24 protein-coding genes are annotated in these 25,416 nt (G+C 71.7%); 15 read left to right on the top strand and 9 right to left on the bottom strand.

Annotated elements, in window-relative coordinates:
• Nucleotides 1-86: 86 nt before the first annotated feature.
• Complete coding sequence (locus KUM44_RS21290; protein WP_217209875.1) at nucleotides 87-329, bottom strand: hypothetical protein; 243 nt, start codon at nucleotides 327-329, stop codon at nucleotides 87-89.
• A gap of 190 nt (nucleotides 330-519) precedes the next feature.
• Here KUM44_RS21290 and KUM44_RS21285 point away from each other — a divergent pair, with 190 nt between their 5' ends.
• From KUM44_RS21285 to KUM44_RS21270, 4 genes are all read left to right on the top strand, one after another.
• Nucleotides 520-1,128: a type 1 glutamine amidotransferase family protein gene (locus tag KUM44_RS21285; protein ID WP_217209873.1), complete on the top strand. Its 609-nt coding sequence runs from the start codon at nucleotides 520-522 to the stop codon at nucleotides 1,126-1,128.
• A complete protein-coding gene (locus KUM44_RS21280) occupies nucleotides 1,125-1,583 on the top strand; it encodes a MarR family winged helix-turn-helix transcriptional regulator (protein ID WP_217209871.1) in 459 nt (152 codons plus the stop codon). The genes KUM44_RS21285 and KUM44_RS21280 overlap by 4 nt, the downstream gene beginning before the upstream one ends.
• Nucleotides 1,584-1,673: 90 nt before the next feature.
• Complete coding sequence (locus KUM44_RS21275; protein WP_217209869.1) at nucleotides 1,674-3,659, top strand: serine/threonine-protein kinase; 1,986 nt, start codon at nucleotides 1,674-1,676, stop codon at nucleotides 3,657-3,659.
• A gap of 57 nt (nucleotides 3,660-3,716) precedes the next feature.
• Nucleotides 3,717-5,291, top strand: a complete 1,575-nt coding sequence (locus KUM44_RS21270; RefSeq protein ID WP_217209868.1) for a substrate-binding domain-containing protein — start codon at nucleotides 3,717-3,719, stop codon at nucleotides 5,289-5,291.
• Nucleotides 5,292-5,301: 10 nt separating this feature from the next.
• On the opposite strand, the gene KUM44_RS21265 is transcribed toward KUM44_RS21270, so the two are convergent.
• On the bottom strand, nucleotides 5,302-6,054 hold the full coding sequence (locus tag KUM44_RS21265; protein ID WP_217209867.1) for an SLATT domain-containing protein: 753 nt from the start codon (nucleotides 6,052-6,054) through the stop codon (nucleotides 5,302-5,304).
• Between the two features lie 318 nt (nucleotides 6,055-6,372).
• On the opposite strand from KUM44_RS21265, the gene KUM44_RS21260 reads away from it, so the two are divergent.
• From KUM44_RS21260 to KUM44_RS21250, 3 genes are all read left to right on the top strand, one after another.
• Nucleotides 6,373-6,717 (top strand): YbaB/EbfC family nucleoid-associated protein, encoded by a 345-nt coding sequence (locus tag KUM44_RS21260; RefSeq protein ID WP_217209866.1) that lies wholly within the window; start codon nucleotides 6,373-6,375, stop codon nucleotides 6,715-6,717.
• 99 nt (nucleotides 6,718-6,816) lie between these two features.
• Nucleotides 6,817-7,416, top strand: coding sequence for a recombination mediator RecR (recR, locus tag KUM44_RS21255; protein WP_030053254.1), 600 nt, complete (start codon nucleotides 6,817-6,819; stop codon nucleotides 7,414-7,416).
• Nucleotides 7,409-8,077 (top strand): DUF5063 domain-containing protein, encoded by a 669-nt coding sequence (locus tag KUM44_RS21250; protein WP_217209865.1) that lies wholly within the window; start codon nucleotides 7,409-7,411, stop codon nucleotides 8,075-8,077. Before recR ends, KUM44_RS21250 begins: the two co-directional genes overlap by 8 nt.
• 76 nt (nucleotides 8,078-8,153) lie before the next feature.
• Here the strand turns inward: KUM44_RS21250 and KUM44_RS21245 are convergent, their stop codons facing one another.
• Nucleotides 8,154-8,990 (bottom strand): PhzF family phenazine biosynthesis protein, encoded by an 837-nt coding sequence (locus tag KUM44_RS21245; RefSeq protein WP_217209864.1) that lies wholly within the window; start codon nucleotides 8,988-8,990, stop codon nucleotides 8,154-8,156.
• Between the two features lie 182 nt (nucleotides 8,991-9,172).
• Here KUM44_RS21245 and KUM44_RS21240 point away from each other — a divergent pair, with 182 nt between their 5' ends.
• Together KUM44_RS21240 and KUM44_RS21235 are read left to right on the top strand one after the other, a co-directional pair.
• A complete protein-coding gene (locus KUM44_RS21240) occupies nucleotides 9,173-9,589 on the top strand; it encodes an SsgA family sporulation/cell division regulator (protein ID WP_217209862.1) in 417 nt (138 codons plus the stop codon).
• Nucleotides 9,590-9,777: 188 nt separating this feature from the next.
• Nucleotides 9,778-10,278, top strand: a complete 501-nt coding sequence (locus tag KUM44_RS21235; protein WP_217209860.1) for an SgcJ/EcaC family oxidoreductase — start codon at nucleotides 9,778-9,780, stop codon at nucleotides 10,276-10,278.
• On the opposite strand, the gene KUM44_RS21230 is transcribed toward KUM44_RS21235, so the two are convergent.
• The 4 genes from KUM44_RS21230 to KUM44_RS21215 form a co-directional block, all read right to left on the bottom strand.
• The gene (locus tag KUM44_RS21230) at nucleotides 10,244-11,629 is read right to left on the bottom strand and encodes a HAMP domain-containing sensor histidine kinase (RefSeq protein ID WP_217209858.1); all 1,386 of its coding nucleotides are present in this window, start codon (nucleotides 11,627-11,629) and stop codon (nucleotides 10,244-10,246) included. The genes KUM44_RS21235 and KUM44_RS21230 overlap by 35 nt on opposite strands.
• Entirely contained in the window at nucleotides 11,626-12,330 is a 705-nt protein-coding gene (locus KUM44_RS21225; RefSeq protein ID WP_217209856.1) for a response regulator transcription factor, read from the bottom strand. The genes KUM44_RS21230 and KUM44_RS21225 overlap by 4 nt, the downstream gene beginning before the upstream one ends.
• Before the next feature lie 123 nt (nucleotides 12,331-12,453).
• Nucleotides 12,454-13,647, bottom strand: coding sequence for a cytochrome P450 (locus KUM44_RS21220; RefSeq protein WP_217209854.1), 1,194 nt, complete (start codon nucleotides 13,645-13,647; stop codon nucleotides 12,454-12,456).
• Nucleotides 13,637-14,404 (bottom strand): tRNA-dependent cyclodipeptide synthase, encoded by a 768-nt coding sequence (locus tag KUM44_RS21215; RefSeq protein ID WP_217210055.1) that lies wholly within the window; start codon nucleotides 14,402-14,404, stop codon nucleotides 13,637-13,639. Before KUM44_RS21215 ends, KUM44_RS21220 begins: the two co-directional genes overlap by 11 nt.
• Nucleotides 14,405-14,726: 322 nt before the next feature.
• On the opposite strand from KUM44_RS21215, the gene KUM44_RS21210 reads away from it, so the two are divergent.
• The 4 genes from KUM44_RS21210 to KUM44_RS21195 all read left to right on the top strand — a co-directional run bounded on the left by KUM44_RS21210 (nucleotide 14,727) and on the right by KUM44_RS21195 (nucleotide 19,383).
• Nucleotides 14,727-16,004: an aspartate kinase gene (locus KUM44_RS21210; RefSeq protein WP_217209852.1), complete on the top strand. Its 1,278-nt coding sequence runs from the start codon at nucleotides 14,727-14,729 to the stop codon at nucleotides 16,002-16,004.
• Nucleotides 16,001-17,053 carry an aspartate-semialdehyde dehydrogenase gene (locus KUM44_RS21205; protein WP_217209850.1) on the top strand — a complete coding sequence of 351 codons (1,053 nt, stop codon included), beginning with the start codon at nucleotides 16,001-16,003 and terminating at the stop codon, nucleotides 17,051-17,053. Before KUM44_RS21210 ends, KUM44_RS21205 begins: the two co-directional genes overlap by 4 nt.
• 444 nt (nucleotides 17,054-17,497) lie before the next feature.
• Nucleotides 17,498-18,178: a SigE family RNA polymerase sigma factor gene (locus KUM44_RS21200; RefSeq protein WP_217209848.1), complete on the top strand. Its 681-nt coding sequence runs from the start codon at nucleotides 17,498-17,500 to the stop codon at nucleotides 18,176-18,178.
• A gap of 149 nt (nucleotides 18,179-18,327) precedes the next feature.
• Nucleotides 18,328-19,383: a hypothetical protein gene (locus KUM44_RS21195; RefSeq protein WP_217209846.1), complete on the top strand. Its 1,056-nt coding sequence runs from the start codon at nucleotides 18,328-18,330 to the stop codon at nucleotides 19,381-19,383.
• A gap of 44 nt (nucleotides 19,384-19,427) precedes the next feature.
• Here KUM44_RS21195 and KUM44_RS21190 read toward each other — a convergent pair whose 3' ends face one another.
• Nucleotides 19,428-20,234, bottom strand: a complete 807-nt coding sequence (locus KUM44_RS21190) for an SURF1 family protein (RefSeq protein WP_217210053.1) — start codon at nucleotides 20,232-20,234, stop codon at nucleotides 19,428-19,430.
• 406 nt (nucleotides 20,235-20,640) lie between these two features.
• On the opposite strand from KUM44_RS21190, the gene KUM44_RS21185 reads away from it, so the two are divergent.
• Nucleotides 20,641-22,494 carry a prolyl oligopeptidase family serine peptidase gene (locus tag KUM44_RS21185; RefSeq protein ID WP_217209845.1) on the top strand — a complete coding sequence of 618 codons (1,854 nt, stop codon included), beginning with the start codon at nucleotides 20,641-20,643 and terminating at the stop codon, nucleotides 22,492-22,494.
• 75 nt (nucleotides 22,495-22,569) lie between these two features.
• A complete protein-coding gene (locus KUM44_RS21180; RefSeq protein ID WP_217209844.1) occupies nucleotides 22,570-23,295 on the top strand; it encodes a hypothetical protein in 726 nt (241 codons plus the stop codon).
• 58 nt (nucleotides 23,296-23,353) lie between these two features.
• Here the strand turns inward: KUM44_RS21180 and KUM44_RS21175 are convergent, their stop codons facing one another.
• Nucleotides 23,354-25,258, bottom strand: a complete 1,905-nt coding sequence (locus KUM44_RS21175) for an NAD-binding protein (RefSeq protein WP_217210051.1) — start codon at nucleotides 25,256-25,258, stop codon at nucleotides 23,354-23,356.
• Nucleotides 25,259-25,416: the final 158 nt, after the last annotated feature.

The raw sequence follows: 25,416 nt of genomic DNA, 5'->3' as shown, positions 1-25,416 counted from the left end.
AGTCGGCGCCGCGGCACGGTATCGGCGTCCTGTCTGCGGTCGAGGGGTTTCCGCGACAGGTTGTCGACACGCCCTGGCGAAGGGCCCTAGCGCTGGTCGGGCGACGTCAGCTTCTCCACCAGCAGGCCCAGCGCCGAGCGGGGGACGGTCCCGTTCGCCCCGCTGTCCGTCTGCCCCCAGGTCGAACCGGGGCCCGTGGAGTTCGAGCCCTTGGTGTCGTTGACGCCCTGGAAGATGCCGAAGTCGAGGGGCCCGTCGTCCGCGGAGGCGGGGAGGGCGGCGGCGAGGAGGGCCGCGCCGGCGAGCGCGGCGGCAGCGATGATCTTCATGCCCGGCCCAACGACGACGGCGGCAAGAGGATGTCCTGTTTTGCACCGTTGGTGTTCGCCGGGTGGCGGTCGGGTGATGGTCGGGTGTTGTGTTGCGAGGCGTTGACAGGGTGCTGTCGAAGTGACAGGATGCTGTCATCGGATTTCGGATATCGGCCATGGGTCATTGGCCAGGTCCCCAGGAGGAGCCATGAGCACCCGCAAGCCCGTCCACCTCGCCGTCTACGACACCCTCGCCGACTGGGAACCCGGCTATGCCACCGCCCAGCTGGCCCGCGCCGGATACGAGATCCGCACCGTCGGCCCGACCCGCGAACCCGTCACCACCGTCGGCGGTCTGCGTATCCAGCCCGACCTGGCCCTGGCCGACCTGCGGCCGTCCGACGCGTCCCTGCTGATCCTCCCGGGCGCCGACCTCTGGGACGCGGGCGACGAACTCGCCCCCTTCGCCCGCACCGCCCGTGCCTTCCTGGACGCCGGGGTGCCGGTGGCCGCGATCTGCGGGGCGACGGTCGGGCTGGCCCGCGAAGGGCTGCTCGACGACCGGGACCACACCAGCGCGGTCTCCTTCTATCTGGCCGCGACCGGGTACGGCGGCGGCGAGCGGTATGCCGAGGCCGACGCCGTCACCGACGGCGGGCTCGTCACCGCCGGTCCCACCGAACCCGTGGCCTTCGCCCGGGAGATCCTGCGGCTGCTGAAGGTGTACGAGGACGAGGCCGTCGACGCCTGGTACCGCCTGTTCCACGACTCCGACGCCGAGGCGTACGCCGTACTCGAGAAGGCCGGTGTCCTGTGAGCCGGGAGCGACAGGACCTGCTCAGCCGCAGTGCGCTCGGTGTCTTCCGGCTCAACGGCCAGTTCCTCGCGGTCGCCGAGGAACTGGCCAGGCCCGCGGGGCTGACCGCGGCCTGGTGGCAGGTGCTCGGCGCGGTCCTCGGCGAGCCCCTTCCCGTCTCCGGGATCGCCCGCGCCATGGGCATCACCCGGCAGAGCGTGCAGCGCATCGCCGACCTGCTGGTGGACAAGGGGCTCGCCGAGTACCGGCCCAACCCCGCCCACCGCCGCGCCAAGCTCCTCGCGCCGACGGAGGCGGGGCGTGCGGCGATCTCCCGGATCGACCCCGGGCACGCGGCCTTCGCGGACCGGCTGGCGCAGGCCGTCGGGGAGGCGGAACTCGCCGATGCCGTACGGGTTCTGGAACGGTTGTCGGCAGCTCTCGACCAGATCGCCGCTCCTGTTACGGAACCGTAGACGCCCACCCGCTCACCTCCCCATATGCCGCACTATCGTGGGGCCGTTGCGTGAGCGGGGGTTTGCGTCGGCGGGGTTGGGGGGCGTGGCATGGAGAAGCTGGGGTCGGGTGATCCACAGCGGATCGGGGTTTACCGGCTGCTGGCGCGGCTGGGGGCGGGCGGCATGGGGGACGTCTATCTCGCCCGGTCGGACCGGGGCCGTACCGTCGCCGTGAAACTCGTACGGCGGGAGCTCGCCGCGCAGGAGGAGTTCCGGGCCCGGTTCCGGCAGGAGGTGCAGGCAGCGCGGCAGGTCGGCGGGTTCTGGACGGCGCCGGTGCTCGACGCGGACACCGAGGCCGACGTGCCCTGGGTCGCCACCGGCTATGTCGCCGGACCCAGCCTCCAGCAGGTCGTCGGGCGGGACCACGGGGCGCTGCCCGAGCGATCGGTCCGGATCCTGGCGGCGGGCCTCGCGCACGCGCTCAAGGACATCCATGCCGCGGGGATCGTGCACCGGGACCTGAAACCGTCCAATGTGCTGGTCACCATCGACGGCCCGCGCGTCATCGACTTCGGGATCGCCCGCGCCCTGGAGACCGTGGACGAGAGCGGACTCACCCGCACCGGCGCGCTCGTCGGGTCGCCGGGGTTCATGGCACCCGAGCAGGTGCGCGGGGACCGGATCACGCCCGCGTGCGACGTGTTCTGTCTGGGCTCGGTGCTCGCCTACGCCGCGACCGGCACGCTGCCCTTCGGCTCCGTCGACAGCGGCGCGCACGCCGTGATGTTCCGGATCGCCCAGGAGGAACCCGACCTGGAGGGCGTGCCCGAGGGGATCGCCGACCTGGTGCGGGACTGTCTGCGCAAGGACCCCGGCGCCCGGCCGGCGCTGGACCGGATCCTGGAGCGCACGGGCGCCGAGGACACCGTCTCCGGCGGCCGGTCCCGGGACCCTTGGCTGCCGAGCGCGCTGGTGGCACAGCTGGGGCGGCATGCGGTGCGGTTGCTGGACACGGAGGATCCGGAGGGACCTGAGGGGCGGGAGGGTCCGGCGGGGGCCGGGGGAGCGCAGGCCCCGGTGCGTGACGGCGGTCCGTCGGCGCCGGGCTCCGGGGGCGTGCCGGGTGCCGCCGAGCCGACCCCCGCGGCCTCCCCCGAGCATGCTCCTGCCGCCCCGGGCACCCCGCCCGACCAGCTCCCCACCATGGTCGCGCCCCCGAGCGGCCCCACCCCTCCGCCGTTCCCGGGCACCCCTCCCGGCAGCCCCTTCGGAGAGGCCGCCGCCCCCGGCGGTACTCCGGCCCACCCGGCATACGGCTCCCCGCAGCAGCACCCGCAACAACATCCCCAGCAGCCGCAGCCGCCGGGTTACGGCTATCCGCCGGCCGGTCCGAACCCGTCCTACGGCCCCGCCCCCGCCCACGGCCCGACCCCGCCGTACAGCCCCACCCCGCCCTACGGCCCGCCCCTGCCGTATCTCCCCGCGCCCCCGCCCGAAGCCCCGCACCGCAGCGGACGCTCCACGGTGGCGCTCGTCCTCGTCGCGCTGGTCGTCGCGCTCGCGGCCGGTGGCTCGGTGTACGCCCTCATGAACGGCGGTGGGGACGACGGTGCGGCGGGCGGTCCGACGGGTGGTCCCGGTACCGCGACCCATTCCACGACCGACCCCGCGACCTCCGGTCCGACCGACCCGGCCGCCTCCCCGGACCCGAACCCGACGGACTCCGCGGCCACGGACGGCGCGATCCCGGCCCGCTACCTGGGCACCTGGACGGCCGCCATCGACAACGCCACCGGTGAGAACTCCCGCCGGCTGACCATCCGGCAGGGCGAGGTGGGCGACAAGGTGCTCACCCTCGTCGCCGACGGCCCGGCCGGAACCGGCACCTATCACTGCGAGTTCACGGCGTCGCTGACCGAAGCGCCCGGCGCGGACGGCCCGTTGGAGATCGGCCCCTCCACCGTGACCGCGGGCGAGCCCGCCACCTCCTGCTCACCCGGCGAGGCCACCGAGATCAGGCTGCTGCCGGACGGGCGGCTGGAGCGGGTGAACACCAGCAGCGGGGAGAAGCTGACGTACACCAGACAGTAACCCCAAGTACCCGTACCGATAAGGCGGTTGAGGCGGCGCGAGCCTACGGTGGCGCCGGTGGAGTGGCTGAGCGCAGAGAACGTCGTGGCCGTCGGTACGGCGGTGCTCGGTGTCGTCGCGTCGGGTGTCATGGTCTGGTACGAGCGGCGCGTGCCGCGCAGAAAGCGGATCGGCTATCGCGTCCAGATGGACAACCCGATCGGCGACGACGTGCGTTCGGGCCGGGCCAACGTCCGGCTCGGCCTCTTCGACGCGGACATGGACGACGCGACGCTGGTGCTGCTGCGCGTCGAGAACGACGGTTCGCAGAGCATCGACCGCGACGACTACACGGGCCCCGAACCGCACGGGCTCACCGCGGTGTTCACGGACCGCACCATCCGGGGCGTCTCGGTCACCCAGCCGACCGACATCGACCATCTGATGGACCACTTCACCGCGCAACGCGGCTTCGGCTACGAGGGCAACCGGCTGCGCATCCCGCGCGTCCCGCTCAACCCCGGCGACCACTACAAGCTGCTGGTGATGCTCTCCGGCGGCGACGTGGGTGCGGAGATACGGCTGCGCGGCGGCCTCCGGGACGGCGAGGTGCACCCCAACCGCAGTGCGACACCGGACGACAAGGCGCCGGTGTTCAGCCTGCCGGCCAGGATCTTCACCGCCCTGCTCACGCTCTCGGTGCTGGCGCTCGCGGGCATCGTCGTCTTCCGCGACGGCAATCCGATCGAGTGCGAGCAGGGTGAGGTGACGGTGATCGGCTCGACCGCCTTCGAGCCGGTGATCGAGACGCTGGCGAAGAGTTACGAGCGCAAGTGCGCGGGTGCCGAGATTCACGTCGAGGCGCGCGGCAGCGAGTCCGGTGTCGCCGAGCTCGCCGCCCTGGCCGACCGGTCGAGGCCGAGCGCGCGGAACGTGATCGCGTTCTCCGACGGCCCACTGGGCGACCGCCTGGGCCTGACGGGGAAGGAGGTCGCGCTGTCCGTGTTCACCCTGGTCGTCAACGACGGGATCGACCTCGGGCCGTCCGGTCTGTCGGTGCGGCAGGTCCGGGACCTCTACCAGGGCCGGTACAAGCGCTGGGGCGAACTGCTCCCCGGCACCGACGAGGCCACCGCCGACCTGCCCGTCGTCCTCGTCAGCCGCAGCGACAGCTCGGGGACGCGGCAGGTCTTCCAGGACCGCGTACTGGGGGAGTGGGAGCAGGCCCAGAGCACCTCCCTGGACTGCCGGCCGCCCGACGGCACCGTCACCGCGGTGACCCGCTGCGAACTCGCCTCCACCAGCGACGTCCTCGCCAAGATCGCCGCCCAGCCCGGCGCCCTCGGCTACAGCGAACTGACCACCGCCGCGCACCACGAGGGCGTACGCCCCGTCCCCCTCGACGGCGACCGAGCCGACGTGAACGAGATCGAACGCGGCACCAGCGCCTACCCGTACCGCGACATCGAGTACGCCTACACCGACGGCATCCCCTCCGAAGACTCCCTCACCGCCGGCTTCCTCTCCTTCCTGGACAAGGAGAGCAGCCGCCAGGTGATCCGCACCCAGGGGCACCTGCCGTGCGGCACACCGGTGGGCCTGAGGCTGTGCACGGACACCGGTCGAGGCCCTCTCAGCCCGTCCGGCGCTTGAGGACGGCCCCTCAGCGAGGCTCCGGCGGGCGCTGTCGAGGCATGTTCGGCCGCGCCCCATTGGCCGGCGACACACCGAACCGCCCCGACCCCACCCCCACGTCCTGCCGAGCTCCCCCGGCCACCCCCGACTGAATTCCCAACGGCGCGGACCCCGTCCGGAACTCCACCATCCAGTCCGCCGTCTCCGCCCGGACCAGCTCGGCCACATCCTCCGAGAACCGCCGCAGCACCCCGAGGCACCGCTCAGCCGCCTCGCTCGCCGTCCCCTCAGCCGGCCCCAGCACCTCCCGCACACTCTCCGTCGCCCAGTCGAACTGAAGCATCTGAAGCCGCCGCTGCACCGCCTGAGCCGTAGCGACGTCCCTTATCCACCCGGACGTCACCCCGAAGAACCGGTCGACCGCCACACACGCCACCGCCAGCAGCAGCGCCAGATACCCCCACGGCGCCGCCCCCCGCGCAACCCCCGTCAGATCCAGCAGCGGCAGCGCGGCCCCGACGACCGCCCCCGCCGCCGCACCACCCCGCAACGCCCAGGCGCCCCGCCGCTTCCACACCCGATCCGCGAGGTACCACGTCGCCGTGTCCAGCGCCCCGCGCTCCACCCACCGGTACAGCTCGTGCAGCCGCACCGCGGGCTCCCCCCAGTCCCCGAGCGGAAACGCTCTCCCCCGCAGATCGCCCGGCCTCAGCCCGGCCATTCCTTCACCGCTCCGCCTGTCCTGCGGCGACCTGTCGGGCTGCATCTCCGGTTGACCCACCCGGCACTCCCTACTGATCACGGTGCGTGACCTCGCGTACGACCCGGGTACGTCCCCGCGGCGCACGGAACGTCCCGCCACACCTGAGGCTGACGCGCCGGACCCTTCCTACCGCCCAATGGGTGGCGAAGAGATGCCTTTCGCCTCTTTTCCGCCCAGAAGAGGGTCTTGAGCAGGTCTTGGTCAGATATAGGACGCCTGTTCCTCTCACTCGAAAGAGTGCTGCGGCGACGGCTGCCCGGACCACGTAGGCTCGTGCTGAACGGGAAAGCCGAGCGGAAACCCCGTACAGAACCCGTCCTACGCAAGGAGCTGATCGTGATCCCCGGTGGTGGCCAGCCCAACATGCAGCAGCTGCTCCAGCAGGCCCAGAAGATGCAGCAGGACCTGGCGAGGGCGCAGGAGGAACTGGCTCAGACGGAGGTCGAGGGCCAGGCGGGCGGCGGCCTGGTGAAGGCCACCGTGACGGGTTCCGGTGAACTCAGGGCGCTCAGGATCGACCCGAAGGCGGTGGACCCGGACGACACCGAGACCCTCGCCGACCTGGTCATCGCGGCCGTACAGGCGGCCAACGAGAACGCGCAGACGCTCCAGCAGCAGAAGCTCGGTCCGCTGGCCCAGGGTCTCGGCGGCGGCAGCGGTATCCCCGGTCTGCCGTTCTGACGTCGCGACGTTCCAGGCGTTGTCCGGTTGTCTTTCTAAGAGGGGCCGCCGCCAACTACCGTACGTACCGTAAGGAACCCCAGGAAGGACGGCAGTCCGTTGTACGAAGGCGTGGTCCAGGACCTCATCGACGAGCTGGGGCGGCTGCCCGGCGTCGGTCCCAAGAGCGCGCAGCGGATCGCCTTCCACATCCTCCAGGCGGAACCGACGGACGTACGGCGTCTCGCCCAGGCCCTCATGGAGGTCAAGGCGAAGGTCCGCTTCTGCGCGACGTGCGGCAATGTCGCGCAGGAGGAGCTGTGCAACATCTGCCGGGACACGCGCCGTGACCCGGCGGTGATCTGCGTGGTCGAGGAGCCCAAGGACGTCGTGGCGATCGAGCGGACCCGCGAGTTCCGCGGCCGTTACCACGTCCTCGGCGGAGCGATCAGCCCCATCGAGGGTGTCGGACCGGACGACCTGCGTATACGAGAACTTCTCGCGCGGTTGGCCGACGGGACGGTCACGGAGCTGATCCTGGCCACCGATCCGAATCTCGAGGGCGAGGCCACGGCCACGTACCTCGCACGCATGATCAAGCCCATGGGCCTGAAGGTCACCCGCCTGGCCAGCGGCCTCCCGGTGGGTGGCGACCTGGAATACGCGGACGAGGTCACCCTCGGCCGCGCCTTCGAGGGGAGACGACTCCTAGATGTCTGACGCCACGCTGCACGCGACCGAGCCGGACCCGGACGACTTCGCGGTCCAGATCTCGGACCAGATCGAGAGCTTCCTGGTCGCCGTCACGGAGGTCGCGAAGGGCGACGAGCCGGGCTCGACCGTGCCCTTCCTCCTCCTGGAGGTCTCCCAACTCCTCCTGGCCGGCGGCCGGCTGGGCGCACACGAGGACATCGTCCCCGACGAGCGCTACGAGCCCGACCTGGGCCCGGAGCCGGACGTCGACGAACTCCGCGAGAACCTCGCCCGCCTGCTGGACCCGGTGGACGTCTACTCGGAGGTCTTCGACCCCTACGAGCCGCGCAAGGCCCCGGTCCCGGCCCGGATCTCCGACGACCTCGCCGACGTCATCACCGACCTCCGCCACGGCATGGCCCACTACCGCGCCGGCCGCACCACGGAGGCCCTGTGGTGGTGGCAGTTCTCGTACTTCTCCAACTGGGGCACGACGGCGTCCGCGACCCTGCGCGCCCTGCACTCGGTCCTGGCCCACGTCCGCCTGAACCAGCCCCTGGAGGAACTGGACGGCCTGGACACGGACCAGGGCATGATGGGCGACGAGACGCTGGAGTTCGAGGCGGGCAAGGTCATGGCGGAGGAGATCGGGGGCCCGCTGGGAATGCGGCCCGCGCAGCGGCAGTAGCGCGGATCCGTTCGATCCGCCAGACCGCCAGACCGCCCGGCCATCAGCCTCAAGCCTCGTCAGACCGTCGGCCTCGTCAGATCCGTACGGCCGCGCCGGTTACGCCGATGCCCGTGTCCGGCTCCGCCGGTACCGTCACCGTGATCGTGCTCGGCCTGCCCATGTCCGCGCCCTGATGGATCGTCAGGGTGGCGGGCGGGGCGACGAGTCGGAGCTCCCGCAGATAGCCGCCGAACGCGGCCGCCGCCGCGCCCGTGGCCGGGTCCTCGACCACGCCGCCGGGCGGGAACGGGTTACGGGCGTGGAACACCGTGGCGGACTCCCGCCAGACCAGGTCGACGGTGGTCCAGTCCTCGCGGGCCATGAGGGCGGCGAGCGCGGGCATGTCGTAGTCCAGGCCGGCCAGTCGCTCCCGCGTCGAGGCGGCGAGGATCGGGTGCCGGTTCCCGGCGAAGGCCACGCGCGGCGGCAGCGCGGGGTCCAGGTCCGCGGCGGACCAGTCGAGGATCGTCAGCAGTTCGGCCAGGTCGGCCGCCGCGATCGGCTCCGACCGCGGCGCCACGCTCACCAGGGTCGCCACCACGGCACCGTCCGCCGTCCGGTCGGTCGTGACGGTGACCGGGCCGGCCTGGGTACGCAGTCGCAGGCGGCCGGTGCCGTGGCGTTCCGCGTAGGCGACGGCCGTCGCGATCGTCGCGTGGCCGCAGAACGGCACCTCGGCCAGCGGGCTGAAGTAGCGGACGTCCAGCGTGCCGTCGGCGGCGGGCACCACGAACGCCGACTCCGAGTAGCCGACGTCGGCCGCCGTCGCCAGCATCGTCTTGTCGTCGACACCGGTGGCGTCGAGCACCACCCCCGCCGGGTTGCCACCCGCGGGATCGCTGCTGAAGGCCACGTATCGCAAGATCTCCATCCGGGGACCGTAGCCGTGCGGATCATCCGAGGGGCGCGGGTGGGGCGGAAGGTGACGCAGGTTACAGAAAGAGGCTTCTGAAGTGGCGTAATGCGCGCGCCCCTCGGCCGGTCTCACAGGCGCCCCCCGCACAACGGCCGCCCCCTGGCCGGTGCCCCCGCCCCTCGAATCGGAGCCCGACCATGCACGTCACCCTGGAGCAGCCGACCGGCGCCCGTCTGGTCACCGCCGCGGACAAGGACATCGCGATACCCGCCACCCTCCGCTACACCTCGGCCGACCCCCTGGCCGTGCACCTCGACTTCCCGCCCCACGTCACGCTCGACGGCGAGGTCACGACCTGGACCTTCGCCCGCGCCCTGCTGAGCGAGGGCCTGAACGCCCCGGCCGGGCCCGGCAGCGTACGGGTCCGGCCGTGCGGGTCGGCCCACACGTACGTGGAGTTCCACACGCCGGAGGGCACGGCCGTGCTCCGGTTCGCGACCACGGACCTGTACCGCTTCCTGGCCCGCACCTACACCGTGCTCGCACCGGGGGAGGAGACGGTGGGGGCGGAGCTGGACCAGGGGTTGGTGGCGTTGTTCGGGGGGAGGGTGTGAACCCGGGCGCCGGGAACGTGGTGTGACCGGGCGGTCGCGCGGCGTGAATTGGGTACGTGCTGGCTCGGCCCTGTATCTGCCTTGCATGGGCCCTAACCGGTGTCACGGGAATCTGGAGTCACCTCCACCGCAGAGAACACGGAAAGCGGAGGGAGCCCCATCCGACCGCACAGCACCGGGAGTTCGCGATGACCCGTCGTTCCATAAGCAAGCGCGTGGCCGTCGTCACCGCTGCCGCCCTCGTCGCCGTCGGCACCTTTGCCGCAGGTGGCGCCGTCGCCGGGCCGGAGAAGGCGGCGAAGCCCACCAAGAAGCAGGTGGCCGCCCTGTTCGACGAGTGGAACGCGGCGCTGAAGACCCAGGACCCGGAGAAGGTCGCCGACCTCTACTGGGACGACGCGGTCCTGCTGCCGACCCTCTCCAACCAGGTCCGTGCCGACCGCGAGAGCCGTGTCGACTACTTCGAGCACTTCCTGGCGAACAAGCCGGTGGGCAAGAAGATCGAGACGCACATCAACGTCCTCGACTCGAACTCGGTGCTGGACGCGGGTGTCTACGAGTTCGCGCTCACCGACCACGACACCGGCAAGAAGAGCATCGCCAAGGCCCGCTACACCTACGAGTGGGAGAAGCGGGACGGGGAGTGGAAGATCGTCAACCACCACTCCTCGTTGATGCCCGAAGGCTGATCCGTACGGACAGCCCGCCCCCGGGAGCGTCGCCCAGGGCCACCGTCCCGCCGTCGTCGGTCACCAGTTGCTTGACGACGGCGAGGCCGAGGCCGGAGCCGGCCTTCCCGGTCAGGCCCTGACCGCGCCAGAAGCGGTCGAAGGCGCGGGACTTCTCCGCGTCCGACATACCGGGCCCCTCGTCGTCCACCGACAGGACCACCTCCTCGCCCCTCGGCTCCACCCGGACGGTGATCGTGCCGCCGTCCGGTGACACCTCCAGGGCGTTCGAGAGCACGTTGTCCAGCACCTGCTCCAGCTGACCGGGGCTGGTCAGCGCAAGCAGCCGGCCGTCGGCACTCCCCCTGAGCGTGATGGTGACTCCACGCTCGTCGGCGGCCGGCCTCCACACGTCCAGCCGCTCCCGCACGATGTCCAGCAGGGGCAGCGGCTCCGCCACCGTCACCTTCGCCTCCGCCCGCGCCAGCACCAGCAGGCCGTTGACCAGGCGGCTCATCCGGACCACCTCGGCCGTCGCCTGCTCCACGTCCTCCTTGACGAACTCGTCGTCCACGCCGTCGGAGATGTTGTCCAGCGACAGCCGCAACGCGGTGAGAGGAGTGCGGAGTTGATGCGAGGCGTCGGCCACGAAGATGCGCTGCGCGGCGATCAGCGTGTCCAGCCGCTCGCCCGCCTGGTTGAGCGTACGGGCGAGGGTCTGTGTCTCCTTCGGGCCCGTCACGGGGGAGCGGGCCGTCAGGTCGCCGTCGCTGAACCGGCTCGCCGTGTCGTTGAGCTGGCGCAGCGGTCGGGTGAGCCGACGGGCCACGCCGGCGCCGACGACGGCGGCCACGACGAGGACGGCCACCGCGAGGCCGGCGCGGAAGCCCCAGATCGTCCACAGCCGGTCGGTCAGAGTGCTGGTGTTGTACACGATGCGGACGGCGCCGACGACCGGGCCCCTGTTGCGGCCGTCGAGCTCCGTCGTACTCTCGCGGGCGGCCACCGTGATCTTCAGCTCCGGCCCCCAGATGAAGGACGAGCCCCAGTCGGTCGTGGGATCGCCCGTCTCCAGGGCCTTGGTCAGGGCCTCGTCCTGCTTCGGGCTCGGCAGGCGTGTTTCGCAGCGCGCTGTCACCTCGACCTCGCCGGGTGTCTGGCCGGCGTAAGCCTTGGCCATCTCGTCCAGCGCCGAGCAGGACGGCGGGTTCCCGTTGCCGAGCAGCAGGGCCATGGTGTCGGCCTCCCGCCGGACGGAAGCCGCGGTGTCTCCCCGCAGCTGGTCCGTGAGAGAGAAGGCCACGGGGACGGTGAACAGGGCGACGGCGCCGGCGACGAGCGCGACGTAACTACGGGTGAGCTGACGGATCATGACGCGCCGGTACCGCCGTTGCCCCGGTCACCCTTGTCGAGCTCAAGCCGGAATCCGACCCCCCGCACCGCCTCGATCGTGATCGCCCCCGCCAGCTTCCGCCGCAGCGCCGCCACATGGACGTCCAGCGTCTTCGTCGGGCCGAACCAGTTGGCGTCCCAGACCGCCTCCATGATCTGCTCGCGCGACATCAGCGCCCCGGGCTCCTCGGTGAGGAAGGCCAGCAGGTCGTACTCCTTGGGCGCCAGGGCCACCTCCTCGCCGTCCAGGCGGACGCGGGCCGCCTTGCGGTCGATGGTCAGGCGGGGGCCGTAACGGTCCGGGCCGGCCTCGGCGGCGGCCGCACGGGGCTGCATCCGGCGCATGACCGCTCGTATCCGCGCGATGACCTCGCGCACCCCGAACGGCTTCGAGACGTAGTCGTCGGCGCCGAGCTCCAGCCCGACCACCCGGTCCGTCTCGTCGCTGCGCGCGCTGATCACGATGATCGGTACATCGCCGCGTTCACGCAGCGCCTTGCAGACGTCGAGACCGTCGGTGTCGGGCAGGCCGAGATCGAGCAGTACGACGTCGCAGGGCTCGGCGTGGCTGAGCGCCGCGGCGCCCGTGGTGACCCAGGCCACCTCGAAGCCGTAGCGCAGCAGTCCGCGCCGGAGCGACTCGGCGACCGGTTCGTCGTCTTCCACCAGGAGTACACGCACAGGCGCACCCTAGTGGTTGAACTTTAAAGACGTCCGGACGCCGAGCCCGTGAACAGGCGATATGCGACCAAAACGGACGCTGTCCGAGTGCGGTCCGAGTACTGTCCGACTGCTACTCGGTCGCTACCACATGATCGGCAGCCGCTCCGGGATCCGCTTCATGAAGCCCGTCCGCCACACCAGCTGCTCGATCGGCACCGCGAGCCGCAGCCCGGGCATCCGCTCCAGCAGGGTCTCCAGGGCGATCTCGGCGTGCCTGCGGCCGAGGGCGGTGGCGGGGCAGTAGTGGCGGCCGCCGCCGAAGGAGAGGTGGGCCGTGGAGTTCTCGCGGCCCAGGTCGACCGTGTGCGGGTCGGGGAAGGCGGCCGGGTCGAAGTTGGCGCCCTCGACGAGGACCAGGACCAGGTCGCCCGCCTTCACCTCCACTTCTCCGAGGAGTACGTCCTGCGTCGCCAGCCTCGGCAGTCCGTCCCCGATGGACAGGTTGATGCGCAGCAGCTCGTCCACGGCGGCGGGGACCAGGGTGCGGTCGGCGAGGAGGCGGGCGTGCAGGTCGGGGTGCTGGATGAGGGAGACCAGTGCCATGGTCAGGAAGCCCGAGGTGGAGATGACGCCCGCGCCGAACATCGTCACCCCCACCGTCGCGAGCATCTCGTCGGTGAGGTGGCCGTACTCGGGGTCCGCGCGCAGGGCGGCGAGCTCGGCCATCAGACCCGTCGTCGCCGGGTCGTCGAGCCGCTCGGCCATGTACGCGATGTCCCGGTCCCAGTTGAGCCGGGCGCCCGCGACGGGGCAGGCCGAGTTCATGAACGCGATGTCCAGGCTGCGCATCAGGCCGGGCGCGTCCTGCTGCGGGATGCCGAGGATCGTGCAGTGCATGCCCGCCGAGTACGGGTCGGCGAAGCCGCCGCGCAGATCCGCCGGGGCGCCCTCGCGGAGCAGCCCGTCGACGAGTTCGGCGGCGTAGGAGCGCATCCACTCCGCGAGGCCCGGGCTCTTCGGGTTCAGCGCCTTCAGGACGGCCTTGCGCAGCCCGGCGCCGGTGATGTTGCCCATGTTGTTGACGACCTCGGGCGGGATCGTCAGCGCGTACTGGCGGGGCACGCCCGGGGCCGAGGTGTCCTTCAGGCTGAAGCGCGGGTCTTCGAGGACCTGCTTGCACAGGTCGTACGACGACACGAGCCAGGCCTCGTCGCCGGCGATGGTGCGGACCCGGCGCACGGGGGTGCGGGTACGCGACTCCTCCACCTCGTCGGGGAGTTGGTCGCCGCGCCAGGAGAACGGGAAGTCGATGAGCGGGAGTGTGTCAGTGGACATGGGTGTCCGGTCCCTCCGTGTCGGTTCCCCCGGCCGGCGTCACGATGGCGTGGCCCTGGTTGCGGGAGGCGCGCAGACCGGCGCCGCGGGAGTAGAGCAGCTCGGCCATCGGCAGGAGCTGGTGGTAGCAGTTGAGGGAGGACGGGACGCCGAGGATGGCGGGGGTGTCCAGGAAGAGAGGGGCCTCGGCGCAGACGTAGGCCAGGCAGACCTCGCGCTGGGCGGCGGTCGCGCGTCCTGCCCTGCCGGCCAGGAAGGAGTCGACGAGCTTCTCGCAGGTCGTGCGGAACTCGTCGTCGGTGGCGAGGCGGGCCTGGAGGCGGTCGTGGATCTCGCGGTAGGCCGGGTTGCCGCGGAAGTCGGACATGGCGTGGGCGTGGAGGCGGGTGCCGCCGGGGTCGACGGCCTGGACGGCGCCCAGCACCTTGGCCCGTACCCCGCGCAGGTTCTTCACCGCCTTGCGGCGCGCGTCGTCGGGTGGATAGCCGGACGCCGCGTACATCTCGGCCACGTACAGGTCCGTGTAGACGAAGTCGACCCGCTCGAAGAGGGCGAGGCCCCAGCGCGCCAGGTCGTGGACGCGGGGGGCGGAGAAGTAGCTGTTGCCGGGCGAGACGCCGATGACGGCGTGGTCGCCCGCGGCGCGGATGACTTCGCAGTGCTCCGTGAAGGGCTGGATCTTGAAAAGGCCGGCCGGGGGGACCGTTCCGGCTTCCGATTCGGCTTGCGTGACGTGCTGGATCTCTGTAGCGGTCACAGTCGTCAAAGGAGGAGAATCCTTCGCGTCGCGAGTCCCGATGGAGCCTTGTGCCCCTGGTGTAGCGACGACGACGCGAAGTTAGCGTTCGGCTACGGAGAGCGTCAATGGCCGATTTCGCGCTGCGGGCCACGCGGCCCGCGTCGGGGTCGGCGTATGCCTGCGTCGCCCCGAGTGACCTGCACCACTAAACCGATTGCCCCACCCCCGACCGGGCAGACACGACTCCGAGCGCCCGAATCTCACCATCTGGGAACCCCAAGGTCGAATTCGGACGCTCGGTAAACTGAGCCGACACACACGGACTGAGCGAGGAGCGCACGTGGGCCTTGTCGTGCAGAAGTACGGAGGCTCCTCCGTAGCCGATGCCGAGGGCATCAAGCGCGTCGCCAAGCGGATCGTGGAAGCCAAGAAGAACGGCCACCAGGTGGTCGCCGTGGTTTCCGCGATGGGCGACACGACGGACGAGCTGATCGATCTCGCCGAGCAGGTTTCCCCGATGCCTGCCGGGCGCGAGCTCGACATGCTGCTGACCGCGGGAGAGCGGATCTCCATGGCCCTGCTGGCCATGGCGATCAAAAACCTGGGCCACTCGGCCCAGTCGTTCACCGGCAGCCAGGCAGGTGTCATCACCGACTCGGTCCACAACAAAGCCCGGATCATCGATGTCACCCCGGGCCGGATCCGCACCTCCGTCGACGAGGGCAACATCGCCATCGTCGCCGGGTTCCAGGGCGTGAGCCAGGACTCGAAGGACATCACCACCCTCGGGCGTGGCGGGTCGGACACCACCGCCGTGGCGCTGGCCGCCGCCCTCGACGCCGAGGTGTGCGAGATCTACACCGACGTCGACGGCGTGTTCACCGCCGACCCGCGCGTGGTCAAGAAGGCGAAGAAGATCGACTGGATCGCCTTCGAGGACATGCTGGAGCTGGCCGCGTCCGGCTCGAAGGTGCTGCTCCACCGCTGTGTGGAGTACGCCCGTCGTTACAACATCCCGATCCACGTCCGGTCCAGCTTCAGCGGGCTTCAGGGCACGTGGGTCAGCAGCGAGCCGATCGATCAAGGGGACAAGCACGTGGAGCAGGCCATCATCTCCGGTGTCGCGCACGACACCTCCGAGGCCAAGGTCACGGTCGTCGGTGTGCCGGACAAGCCGGGCGAGGCCGCCGCGATCTTCCGCGCGATCTCCGACGCCGAGATCAACATCGACATGATCGTGCAGAACGTGTCCGCCGCGTCCACCGGTCTGACGGACATCTCCTTCACGCTGCCGAAGTCCGAGGGCCGCAAGGCCATCGACGCCCTGGAGAAGAACAAGGGCGGCATCGGCTTCGACTCGCTGCGCTACGACGACCAGATCGGCAAGATCTCCCTGGTCGGCGCCGGTATGAAGACCAACCCGGGCGTCACGGCCGACTTCTTCAAGGCGCTCTCCGACGCGGGCGTGAACATCGAGCTGATCTCGACCTCCGAGATCCGTATCTCGGTCGTCACCCGTGCCGACGACGTCAACGAGGCCGTCCGCGCCGTGCACTCCGCCTTCGGCCTGGACTCCGACAGCGACGAGGCCGTGGTGTACGGAGGCACCGGGCGATGACGCACCGCCCGACGCTCGCGGTCGTGGGAGCGACCGGAGCCGTCGGCTCGGTCATGCTCCAGATCCTGTCCCAGCGCGCGGACATCTGGGGTGAGATCCGTCTGATCGCCTCGCCGCGCTCGGCCGGCCGCAAGCTGGCCGTGCGCGGGGAGGAGGTCGAGGTGGTGGCGCTCACCGAGGAGGCCTTCGCCGGGGTCGACATCGCGATGTTCGACGTCCCCGACGAGGTGGCCGCCCGCTGGGCGCCGATCGCCGCCGCCAAGGGCGCGGTGGTGGTGGACAACTCGGGCGCCTTCCGTATGGACCGGGAGGTGCCCCTCGTCGTCCCCGAGGTCAATCCGCACGCGGTCCGGATGCGGCCGCGCGGCATCGTCGCCAACCCGAACTGCACGACCCTCTCGATGATCGTGGCGCTGGGCGCGCTGCACGCGGAGTTCGGGCTGCGCTCCCTGGTGGTCTCCTCGTACCAGGCGGTGAGCGGGGCCGGGCGGGCCGGCGTGGAGACGCTGCGCCGCCAGCTGTCCCTGGTCGCCGGTACGGAGCTGGGGACCAGCCCCGGTGACGTACGGCGGGCCGTCGGCGACCGGACGGGGCCGTTCCCCGAGCCGGTCGCGCTGAACGTGGTGCCGTGGGCCGGGTCGCTGCGCGAGGACGGCTGGTCGTCGGAGGAGATGAAGGTGCGGGACGAGTCCCGCAAGATCCTCGGGCTGCCGCAGCTGCCGGTCGCGGTGACGTGTGTACGGGTGCCGGTGCTGACCGGGCACTCGCTGACCGTGCACGCCCGTTTCGAGGGCGAGGTCACGGTCGCCAAGGCGCGCGAGATCCTGGCCACCGCGCCGGGGGTCGTGCTGTACGACGACCCGGACGCCGGTGAGTTCCCGACGCCCGCCGACGTGGTGGGTACGGATCCGACCTGGGTCGGCCGGGTGCGGCGCGCGCTCGACGATCCGACGGCGCTCGAACTCTTCGTCTGCGGCGACAATCTGCGCAAGGGCGCGGCCCTCAACACCGCGCAGATCGCGGAGCTCGTGGCGGGGGAGTTCCGGTGAGGAGCCTGTCCACCGGCCCTCAGCCCCAGGTGGTGCCGGAAATCTTCTGGGCTCCGACGGAATCGTTTGTAGGATCTGTGTGAAAAGTGTGAGCCGATCGATGGTCCGGACCACTTGAACCGGACACTGTCGGCAGTTGAAGATTTTCCTCCCCGCCCTGCAACCGCTTGCAGGGCGGGGAGCGTCTTTGCGGTCGCCTTCAGGGGGCGTGAAGACGCGTTTTTTCTGGCGTGGGGACGCCGAATGGGCAGGGCGTGGGGACGCTCTGGCCATATGGGACATAAGGGAAGAGCGGGTAGGCATGTGGGCGTTTGACGCACGGTCAGCTGTGCTGCCTGGCGCGAGAGTCTCGGTCGCGGTGGCCGGAGGGCCGACTGTCGCGACTGACGCAAAAGTGACGTCCGGCACGTACAACCCTCACGAGGGGACGCGTGTCCAACAGGCGTGGCAGAGGTACTCGACTTCAGCGCGGCGACCCGCGGCACGGCCCTACGGCCGCCCCGCCGGCCCGTCCGACCCCGCATGCCCGGTGCGCCCGGCGGCATGCCGGTGATCGCGCCCATGCCCGCAGCGCGGCCCGCCCGCATACCCAGTCAGCGTGACGGTGCCGAGGCCGAGAGCGCCGCGGCGGCCGGCACGACCGTCGACCACCTCACCGAGACCTACCGGGCCCACTACCGCTCGCTGCTGGGTCTCGCGGCGCTCCTCCTCGACGACACCGCCTCCTGCGAGGACGTCGTCCAGGAGGCGTTCATCCGCGTCCACTCCGCGCGCAAGCGCGTCCGGGACCCGGAGAAGACGCTGGCATACCTCCGCCAGACCGTCGTCAATCTCTCCCGCTCCGCCCTGCGCCGCCGCATACTCGGCCTGAAGCTGCTGTCCAAGCCGATGCCCGACATGGCGAGCGCGGAGGAGGGGGCGTACGACCAGCTGGAGCGGGACTCCCTCATCAAGGCGATGAAGGGTCTCCAGCGCCGGCAGCGCGAGGTGCTGGTCCTCAGGTACTTCGCGGACATGACCGAGTCGCAGGTCGCCGAGACGCTCGGCATCTCGCTGGGCTCGGTGAAGGCATACGGCTCGCGCGGCATCGCCGCGCTGCGGGTCGCCATGGAGGCGCCGGCATGAGCGGGGACCATGACGAGCGGCGTGAACCGCGCGTCCCTCATGAGCCCTCCGGGGATCCCCCCACGCCCTTCGGGGAGTGGGGGAGCTCCGAGTCAGCCGGGCGGCCGGACAAGCAACAGCCGAAGCAATCGCACGCTGGGAACGGAACTGTGAACCACGGCCCCGACGACCAGGGCCCCGAGGGGTTCGACTCGGACGAGCTGGCACTGCGCCGCATGCTGCACCACGCGGTCGAGGAGATCGAGCCGCGCGAGGGCACGCTGGACCATCTGCGCAGGGCGGTGCCCGCGCGGCGGGCGCGCAAGCGGCAGGCGCTCGTCGGCGCGGCGGCCGCGGTGCTCTTCGTCGGCACCGCCGTCCCGGCCCTGGTGCACGTCTCCAACTCCACCGGCTCCAACGTCAACTCGTCGAACGCCGGCCATGGCGAGCAGGCGCAGGGCGGCTCCGGGCAGGGCAAGGAGACGGAGGGCGGCGAGAGCACGTCCGGCGGTACCTCGGGCAAGGCCGAGGACAAGGGCAAGGGGAGCGAGAAGGACGAGGACAAGGGCACCGGCGCCAGCACCGGTCCGGGTGCCGGCTCCGGAAGCCCGACCGACCCCTTGGCGACCAGCCCGGCCGGCGTCGCCGCCTGCACCGCCGAGCAGCTCGGCACCTCCGGTGGGACCACCGACCTCCCCGACTCCTCCGGCACGGTCTACGGCACGTTCACCTTCAGCAACGTCTCACCCGCCGACTGCTCGGTGAGCGGCCCGGGCTCGGTGAACCTGGTCGCGGGCGGAGCGGCGGACGGCTCGAAGATCTCCCAGGCCCGGAATGTCGCCGGGGACGCGGCGGTCAGCCTGCCCGACCCGTCCCAGGAGCTCACCGCCCTCGCCCTCAAGCCCGGCGAGTCCTACCAGGTCAAGTTCGCCTGGGTCCCGTCGGCGACCTGCCCCACGACGGGTACGGACAACGGCGGCGGCACGGGCGGCCCCGACCCGTCGCCCACCCCGACCCCGACCGAGAACACCACCGGCACGACGGAGGGCACCTCCACGGGCGGTGACACCGGCACCTCCACCCAGTTGATGACGGAGGACACCACGGCCGACGGCAGCGTCACCATCTCCCTCACCGCGGAGGCGGGGGCGCCGACGGCTTCGGTGGTGGTGTCCAACGCGTGTGCGGGCGTCGTGTACTGGACGGGCGTGCTTCAGGGAGTGTGAGGGCGCGCGGCTCGGCTGGGCGTTAGGCGCTCCCGGCGCTCCGTTCAGGCGTTGGCCTTCTCCTGCGCCGCCGGCCCTGCGCTGGGCTCCCCGTCCGGCAGCAGCCCCAGTTCCGCGTCCCGCAGGGACTCCACCTCGCGGCGCAGCAGACGGAACCACATGAAGACCACGAAGCCCGCGAAGACGAACCACTCGCCGGTGTAGCCGAGGTTCTGGAACGCCTTCAGGTCGAGGCCGGTGTCACTGGCGGCGGCCGCCGGGACCGGCTTCATACCCGAGTCGGCCTTGTCGAGGGTGATCCAGGCGTCGTACACGTCGTACGGCACCAGGTTCACCAGCGTCGCCGCGCTGATCGCCGCCGTCTGGCCGGAGGGCAGGCCGCCACGCGCCGGCACGCCGTTCTCGCCGGGCACCTCGGATGCCTGGAGCGCGCCGGTGACCGTGACCTCGCCGGTCGGTGCGGCGGGGGCCTCGGCCCGGTCGGCGTCGCCCGGCAGCCATCCCCGCACCACCGGCAGGGCCTTGCCCTCGTCGGTGTGCAGCAGCGTCAGGACGTAGTAGCCCTGCCGGGCGTCCAGCTCCCGGCCCGGCACGAGCAACTGCTTGCCGTACCGTCCGCTCGCGGTGGCCTGCCTGCCCGATGTCGCCTTGTCCACCGGCAGCAGCTCGGCGAGCGGACGGGGCGCCTCGGTCTCGGCCTTCTCGGCCAGCTCACCGGCCGTGCGATGGTCCTGCACCCGCGCCTCGAACCGGCTCAGCTGCCAGGACCCCATGAACACACAGAAGGGGATGGCGAGCAGCACGAAGACGTTGATCCCCCACCAACGGGGCGTCAGCAGAAACCGGTACACGCTCTCCACGGTACGGGGCTCCTGCGGAGGGCAGGGCTGCGGGGTCAGCCCGTAGGGGGAGGCTGGACGCGTCTCGCCCGCGCCGCTGTGGCTGACGCCGTGTGCGCGACGACCCCGCCGTAGGGGGCTGGTCGCGCAGTTCCCCGCGCCCTTTTGGGGCGATGCCGGACCGCCACTCTCAACGCCGGGCCAGGCACTTTCAGCCCGTCCGGCGTTTGAGGACGAGGCCCTTCGGGCCGATGGCGGGGTCTGGGGGCGCAGCCCCCAGCGGGGGCGAAGGGGCGGAGCCCCTTCAAGGGATGGGACGGGTAGGGGCGGAGGGGGCGCTGAACGCACGGCTGCGGAGTTATCCACAGGCTGGGGGCCTCGCCAGCGGATTGTCGGCAGGGCCAGGCACTATGGGGCCATGACTGAGAGCCACGGGTCCGATTCGCGGGATCACCACATGCAGGACAAGGCCATTGCGGACAAGGACATGCCGGACTGGGAGAAGCGCTTCCGGGCGCCCCGGGTGTCGCTGCCCGACTGGGCGGAGGACGCCCCGGACCGCTCCCTGTTCGTGTCGAACGCCACAGGGACGTACGAGCTGTACGCCTGGGACCGTTCGACGGGCGAGCAGCGCCAGGTGACCGACCGGCAGAACGGCACGACGGACGGCGTGCTCTCCCCGGACGGCGCGTGGATCTGGTGGTTCGACGACAAGGACGGCGACGAGTTCGGCGTGTGGCGCCGCCAGCCGTTCACCGGCGGTGAGGACGAGCTCGCGGCGCCGGGCCTGGACCCCTCGTACCCGGCGGGCCTCGCCCTGGGCCGGGACGGCCGTACGGCGATCGTGGGCCGCTCGACGGACGAGGACGGCACGACGATCCATGTGGCCCGCATCGGCGAACCCCCGGTGGAGATCTACCGGCACCGCGAGTCCGCGGGCGTCGGTGACCTCTCGCACGACGGCACGCTGATCGCCGTCGAGCACACCGAGCACGGCGACGCGATGCACTCGGCGCTGCGCGTCCTGCGCCCCGACGGCAGCGCGGTCGCCGAACTCGACGACACCAAGGGCGGCACCGAGGAACTGGGCCTTGAGGTCCTCGGTTTCGCCCCGGTGACCGGCGACGCGCGGCTGCTCATCGGGCACCAGCGACGCGGCCGCTGGGAGCCGCTGGTGTGGGACGTGGCGACAGGGGAGGAGACGGACCTCGCGCTGGAGCTGCCGGGTGACGTCAGCGCGGAGTGGTATCCGGACGGGGCCGGGCTGCTGATCGTGCACAGCTTCGAGGCCCGCAGCGAGCTGTTCCGGTACGACCTGGCCCGGCGCGAGCTGGTGCGCGTCCCGACTCCGGCCGGGTCCGTGTCGGGGGCGACGGCCCGCCCGGACGGCAGCGTGGAGTACCTGTGGTCGTCGGCGGCGCAGCCGTCGGCGGTGCGCTCGACGACGGGGCGGGTGGTGCTGGATCCGCCCGGTCTGAAGTCCCCCGGCTCGGTCCCGGTGGAGGACGTGTGGGTGGAGGGCCCGGGCGGCCGCATCCACGCGCTGGTGCAGCGGCCGGCCGGCGCCGAGGGCCCGCTGCCGACCGTGTTCGACATCCACGGCGGCCCGACCTGGCACGACAGCGACGCGTTCGCGGCGGGCCCGGCGGCCTGGGTGGACCACGGGTACGCGGTGGTGCGGGTCAACTACCGCGGCTCGACGGGCTACGGGCGTGCCTGGACGGACGCGCTCAAGCACCGGGTCGGGCTGATCGAGCTGGAGGACATCGCGGCGGTCCGGGAATGGGCGGTGACGTCCGGCCTGGCCGACCCGGCCCGGCTGATCCTGACCGGCGGTTCGTGGGGCGGCTACCTCACCCTGCTCGGCCTCGGCACCCAGCCCGATGCGTGGACGCTGGGCATCGCCGCGGTCCCGGTCGCCGACTACGTCACCGCGTACCACGACGAGATGGAGGCGCTGAAGGCCATGGACCGCACCCTCCTGGGCGGCACCCCCGAGGAGGTCCCGGAGCGCTTCGAGGCGTCATCGCCGCTGACCTACGTCGACCAGGTGAAGGCCCCGGTCTACATCTCGGCGGGCGTGAACGACCCGCGCTGCCCCATCCGCCAGGTCGACAACTACGTGAAGCGCCTTGAGGCCCGCGGGGCGGTGCACGAGGTGTACCGGTACGACGCGGGGCACGGCTCGCTGGTGGTGGACGAGCGGATCAGACAGGTCCGGCTGGAACTGGACTTCGCGGAGCGTCACTTGGCGGGTGGGGTCCCGAAGTAGGGCGGGTACGTTCGTGCGGCGACGCGCACCTGTGCGTCGCCGCACGAACGCCCGGCGCGGGGGGAGTCCCAGAGGATGAGGCGAGCGGTGATCCCGGGGGTGGCGGCGGCCGTGGTGCTGATGAGCGGTTGCAGCGAGGACGTGCCCGGCTGCGGCTGGGAGGATCGGCCGAAGAGCTTCCCGATCGAGGGCGAGAAGCGGCCCGTGCGGATCCGGCCCAGCGAGCGGCATCCCGGGCTGGGCGGACGCGAGGCGACGGCCGCGCTGCCCCCTCGCCCCGACCGCGACGCCGGCCCCACCGCGCAGGCGCTGTACGACTTGCAGCACAGGACACTCGACATGGTGGGCGAGCTGGGCGAGATCGAGCCCGGCCGGTGCGAGGGCGGGGAGCTAGCCCTGGAGGTGGGGGACACCACGCGCTGCACCGTCACTTACGAGGGCGTCGAGGTGCCCTGGCAGGTGAAGATCACCAACGCCGTCCCGCAGGGCCTGGGCACGCCCTTCGCCATCGACTACCAGTACACCGCCCGGCCGTTGCGCACCGTGGTGCTCGCCCAGGAGGTCTACGACTGGTTCGCCTGGGAGGCCGGGAAGAACGGGCCGGACAGCCTCTCGGCCCCGGAGGAACCGCGCTGCGACAGACTCCCGAAGATCTTCACCGCCGAGCCCGGCCGGGACACCGGCCACTACTGCCAGAGCCTCAGTTTCTCGTGCACCGACGGTGACTTCGACTTCGAGTGGAGCGACGTGGCGGTCCGCATCGACGAGGAGGGCCAGGTGAGGGTCGACGGCGGTTCATAGGAGGGCGTCCTTGCGCGGAGCCGCCGGGTCGCGGCGAGGGAGCGCGCGCCACCGGGCGCTACGCGCCCTCCCACTCCCGCGGCCGTCTGCCCAGGAGTTCCGCCAGTCCGCGGCGGGTCGCCGCCAGGACCACGCGGTCCTCCTTCTGAAGGACATACGTATCGGGCAGGTCCCACACCCACCCCGAGGCGCCGCCCGCCCGGCCGTCCTCGTAGGCCTCCTCCACCGCGGGTTCCTCGCGGCGTTCGCGGGAGCCCCGGTCCAGGGCCAGGACACGCCAGGCGCCCGGCCGGAAGGCCTGGCCGACGGTCCTGTCCTCCAACTGCGGCTGGCCGGCCACCTCGACCGCCGCGAACAGCAGCACGCGGCGCTCGACGGGGATCGCGCCGAGGATCTGGCGGCCCATCATCGCCCCGGCGAAGGCGGGCGCGGCCAGGTGGGTCACGCTGCGGCTGCGGGTCAGGGCGTGGGGGTGCGCGGCGCGCAGGGTGCGGTAGACGGCGGTGGCGAAGTCGTCGTCGTAAAGCCGCAGTACCACCCGCAGGTCGGGGCGGACGGAGCGGGCGTACAGGGCGGCTTCGAGGTTCGTGGTGTCCGCGCTGGTCACCGCCAGGAGCGTGTGCGCCCGGTGGATCTTGGCGGCTTCCAGGACGCCTTCCTGGGTGACGTCCCCGAGCACCACCGGCACCCGCAGCCGCCGTGCCGTCGCCATCCCGCGGGCGTCGGGGTCGGACTCGACGCACACCACGGGGATATGCAGTTCCCGCAGCCGGGTCAGCACCCGGGTGCCGATCTTGCCGAGGCCGAGCAGGACGACATGGCCGCCGAGCCCGCGCGGCGGTTTGCGCAGGGCGGAGGCGGTGCGGAAGGTGCCGAGGGCCTCCAGCACCGCCGCCAGCAGCACGGGGAGCAGCAGCAGTCCGATCAGCCCGGACAGGAGCTGGAGGATCTGGCGGGCCAGGGACTGGTGGAGCGCGGGTTCGTTGATGGCGAAGAGGTCGAGGAGGGTCATGTACGTGGCGTGCAGCGGGTGTTCGCCGGTCACCACCGTCAGCGCGACGGCCAGTGCCGCGACACAGCCGACCAGCCCGGCCAGCGACCACCGCAGCCGCCGCGAGAACAGCGAGGCGAACGACGGTACGACGCCGCGTCCCGACGGCAGGGACGGACCCGCGTACGACACCTGCTCCAGGACGACCGCGCCACGGCCCCTCGCCGCCTGGACGGCCTCCGTGTCCGGCAGCAGCAGCGGCCCCTGCTCGCCGCTGCTCTCCGAACCGTCCGCGCCGGCCGGATCGTTGCTGGTGGTGGACAGCAGCGCCAGCGTGGCCAGCCCGGCGGCGGGCGGTTGCCCGGGGCGCAGGGGCGGGCGTTCGACCGCGCGCAGCAACAGACCGTCCGTCTGGACGACCTTGGTGGTGCCGACGACAGCCGTCGCGGCCAGCGCGGGGGCGGCCGTGTCGGCGTCGGACAGCACGGTCGTGGAGGCGTCCAGGCCGGCGTCCCCCACACCCGTCGCCAAGGCGGCGGCCTGGTCGAGGAGTTCCTCGATGTGCTGGCCCAACCGGCGGTTGTACAGGCGCAGGACGAGCCGGAGACGGGGGTTGAGGCGGCGGGCGGTGAGGGCGGCGCGGATGTTGGTCTCGTCGTCGTCGTAGACGAGGGCGAGTGCGGCGGCCTGTTCCACACCGGCGTCGGCGAGGGCGGCCTCGGTGGCCTCGCCGGCCTCCACCACCCGGACGCTTCCGGCGGGTTCGCTGCCGCCGGCCCCGCCGTTCGCGCGGCTGACGGCCGCGGTCACCGCCCCGAGCAGCGCGGCCGACGCGGCCCGGGCCCGGCCCACGACGGGGGGCCGTACCGTGCGCTCGGCGGGCGGCACGACGAGCGTGACCTGTTCGCCGTACACCCCGCGCAACTCGGCGGCCAGCCGGTGCGCCAGCCCGTCGTCGCCGCACACCACCATGTGCGCGGCCGTGTCACTCCCCAACCGCTGATTCGGAACGCTCCCCACGAGGTAAAAGACTGCCCCATAGTGACGGGTGGTTCCACCGGCGGCCGTTCGCCCCGGAACCTCCCCGAACCTCTCGACTGAACATTCCCGCCCCGCAGCCCGTACAGGAG

Source organism: Streptomyces sp. AC550_RSS872 (assembly GCF_019049285.1).
Classification (GTDB): Bacteria; Actinomycetota; Actinomycetes; order Streptomycetales; family Streptomycetaceae; genus Streptomyces.
This window is presented reverse-complemented; position numbering and strand designations above follow the sequence as displayed.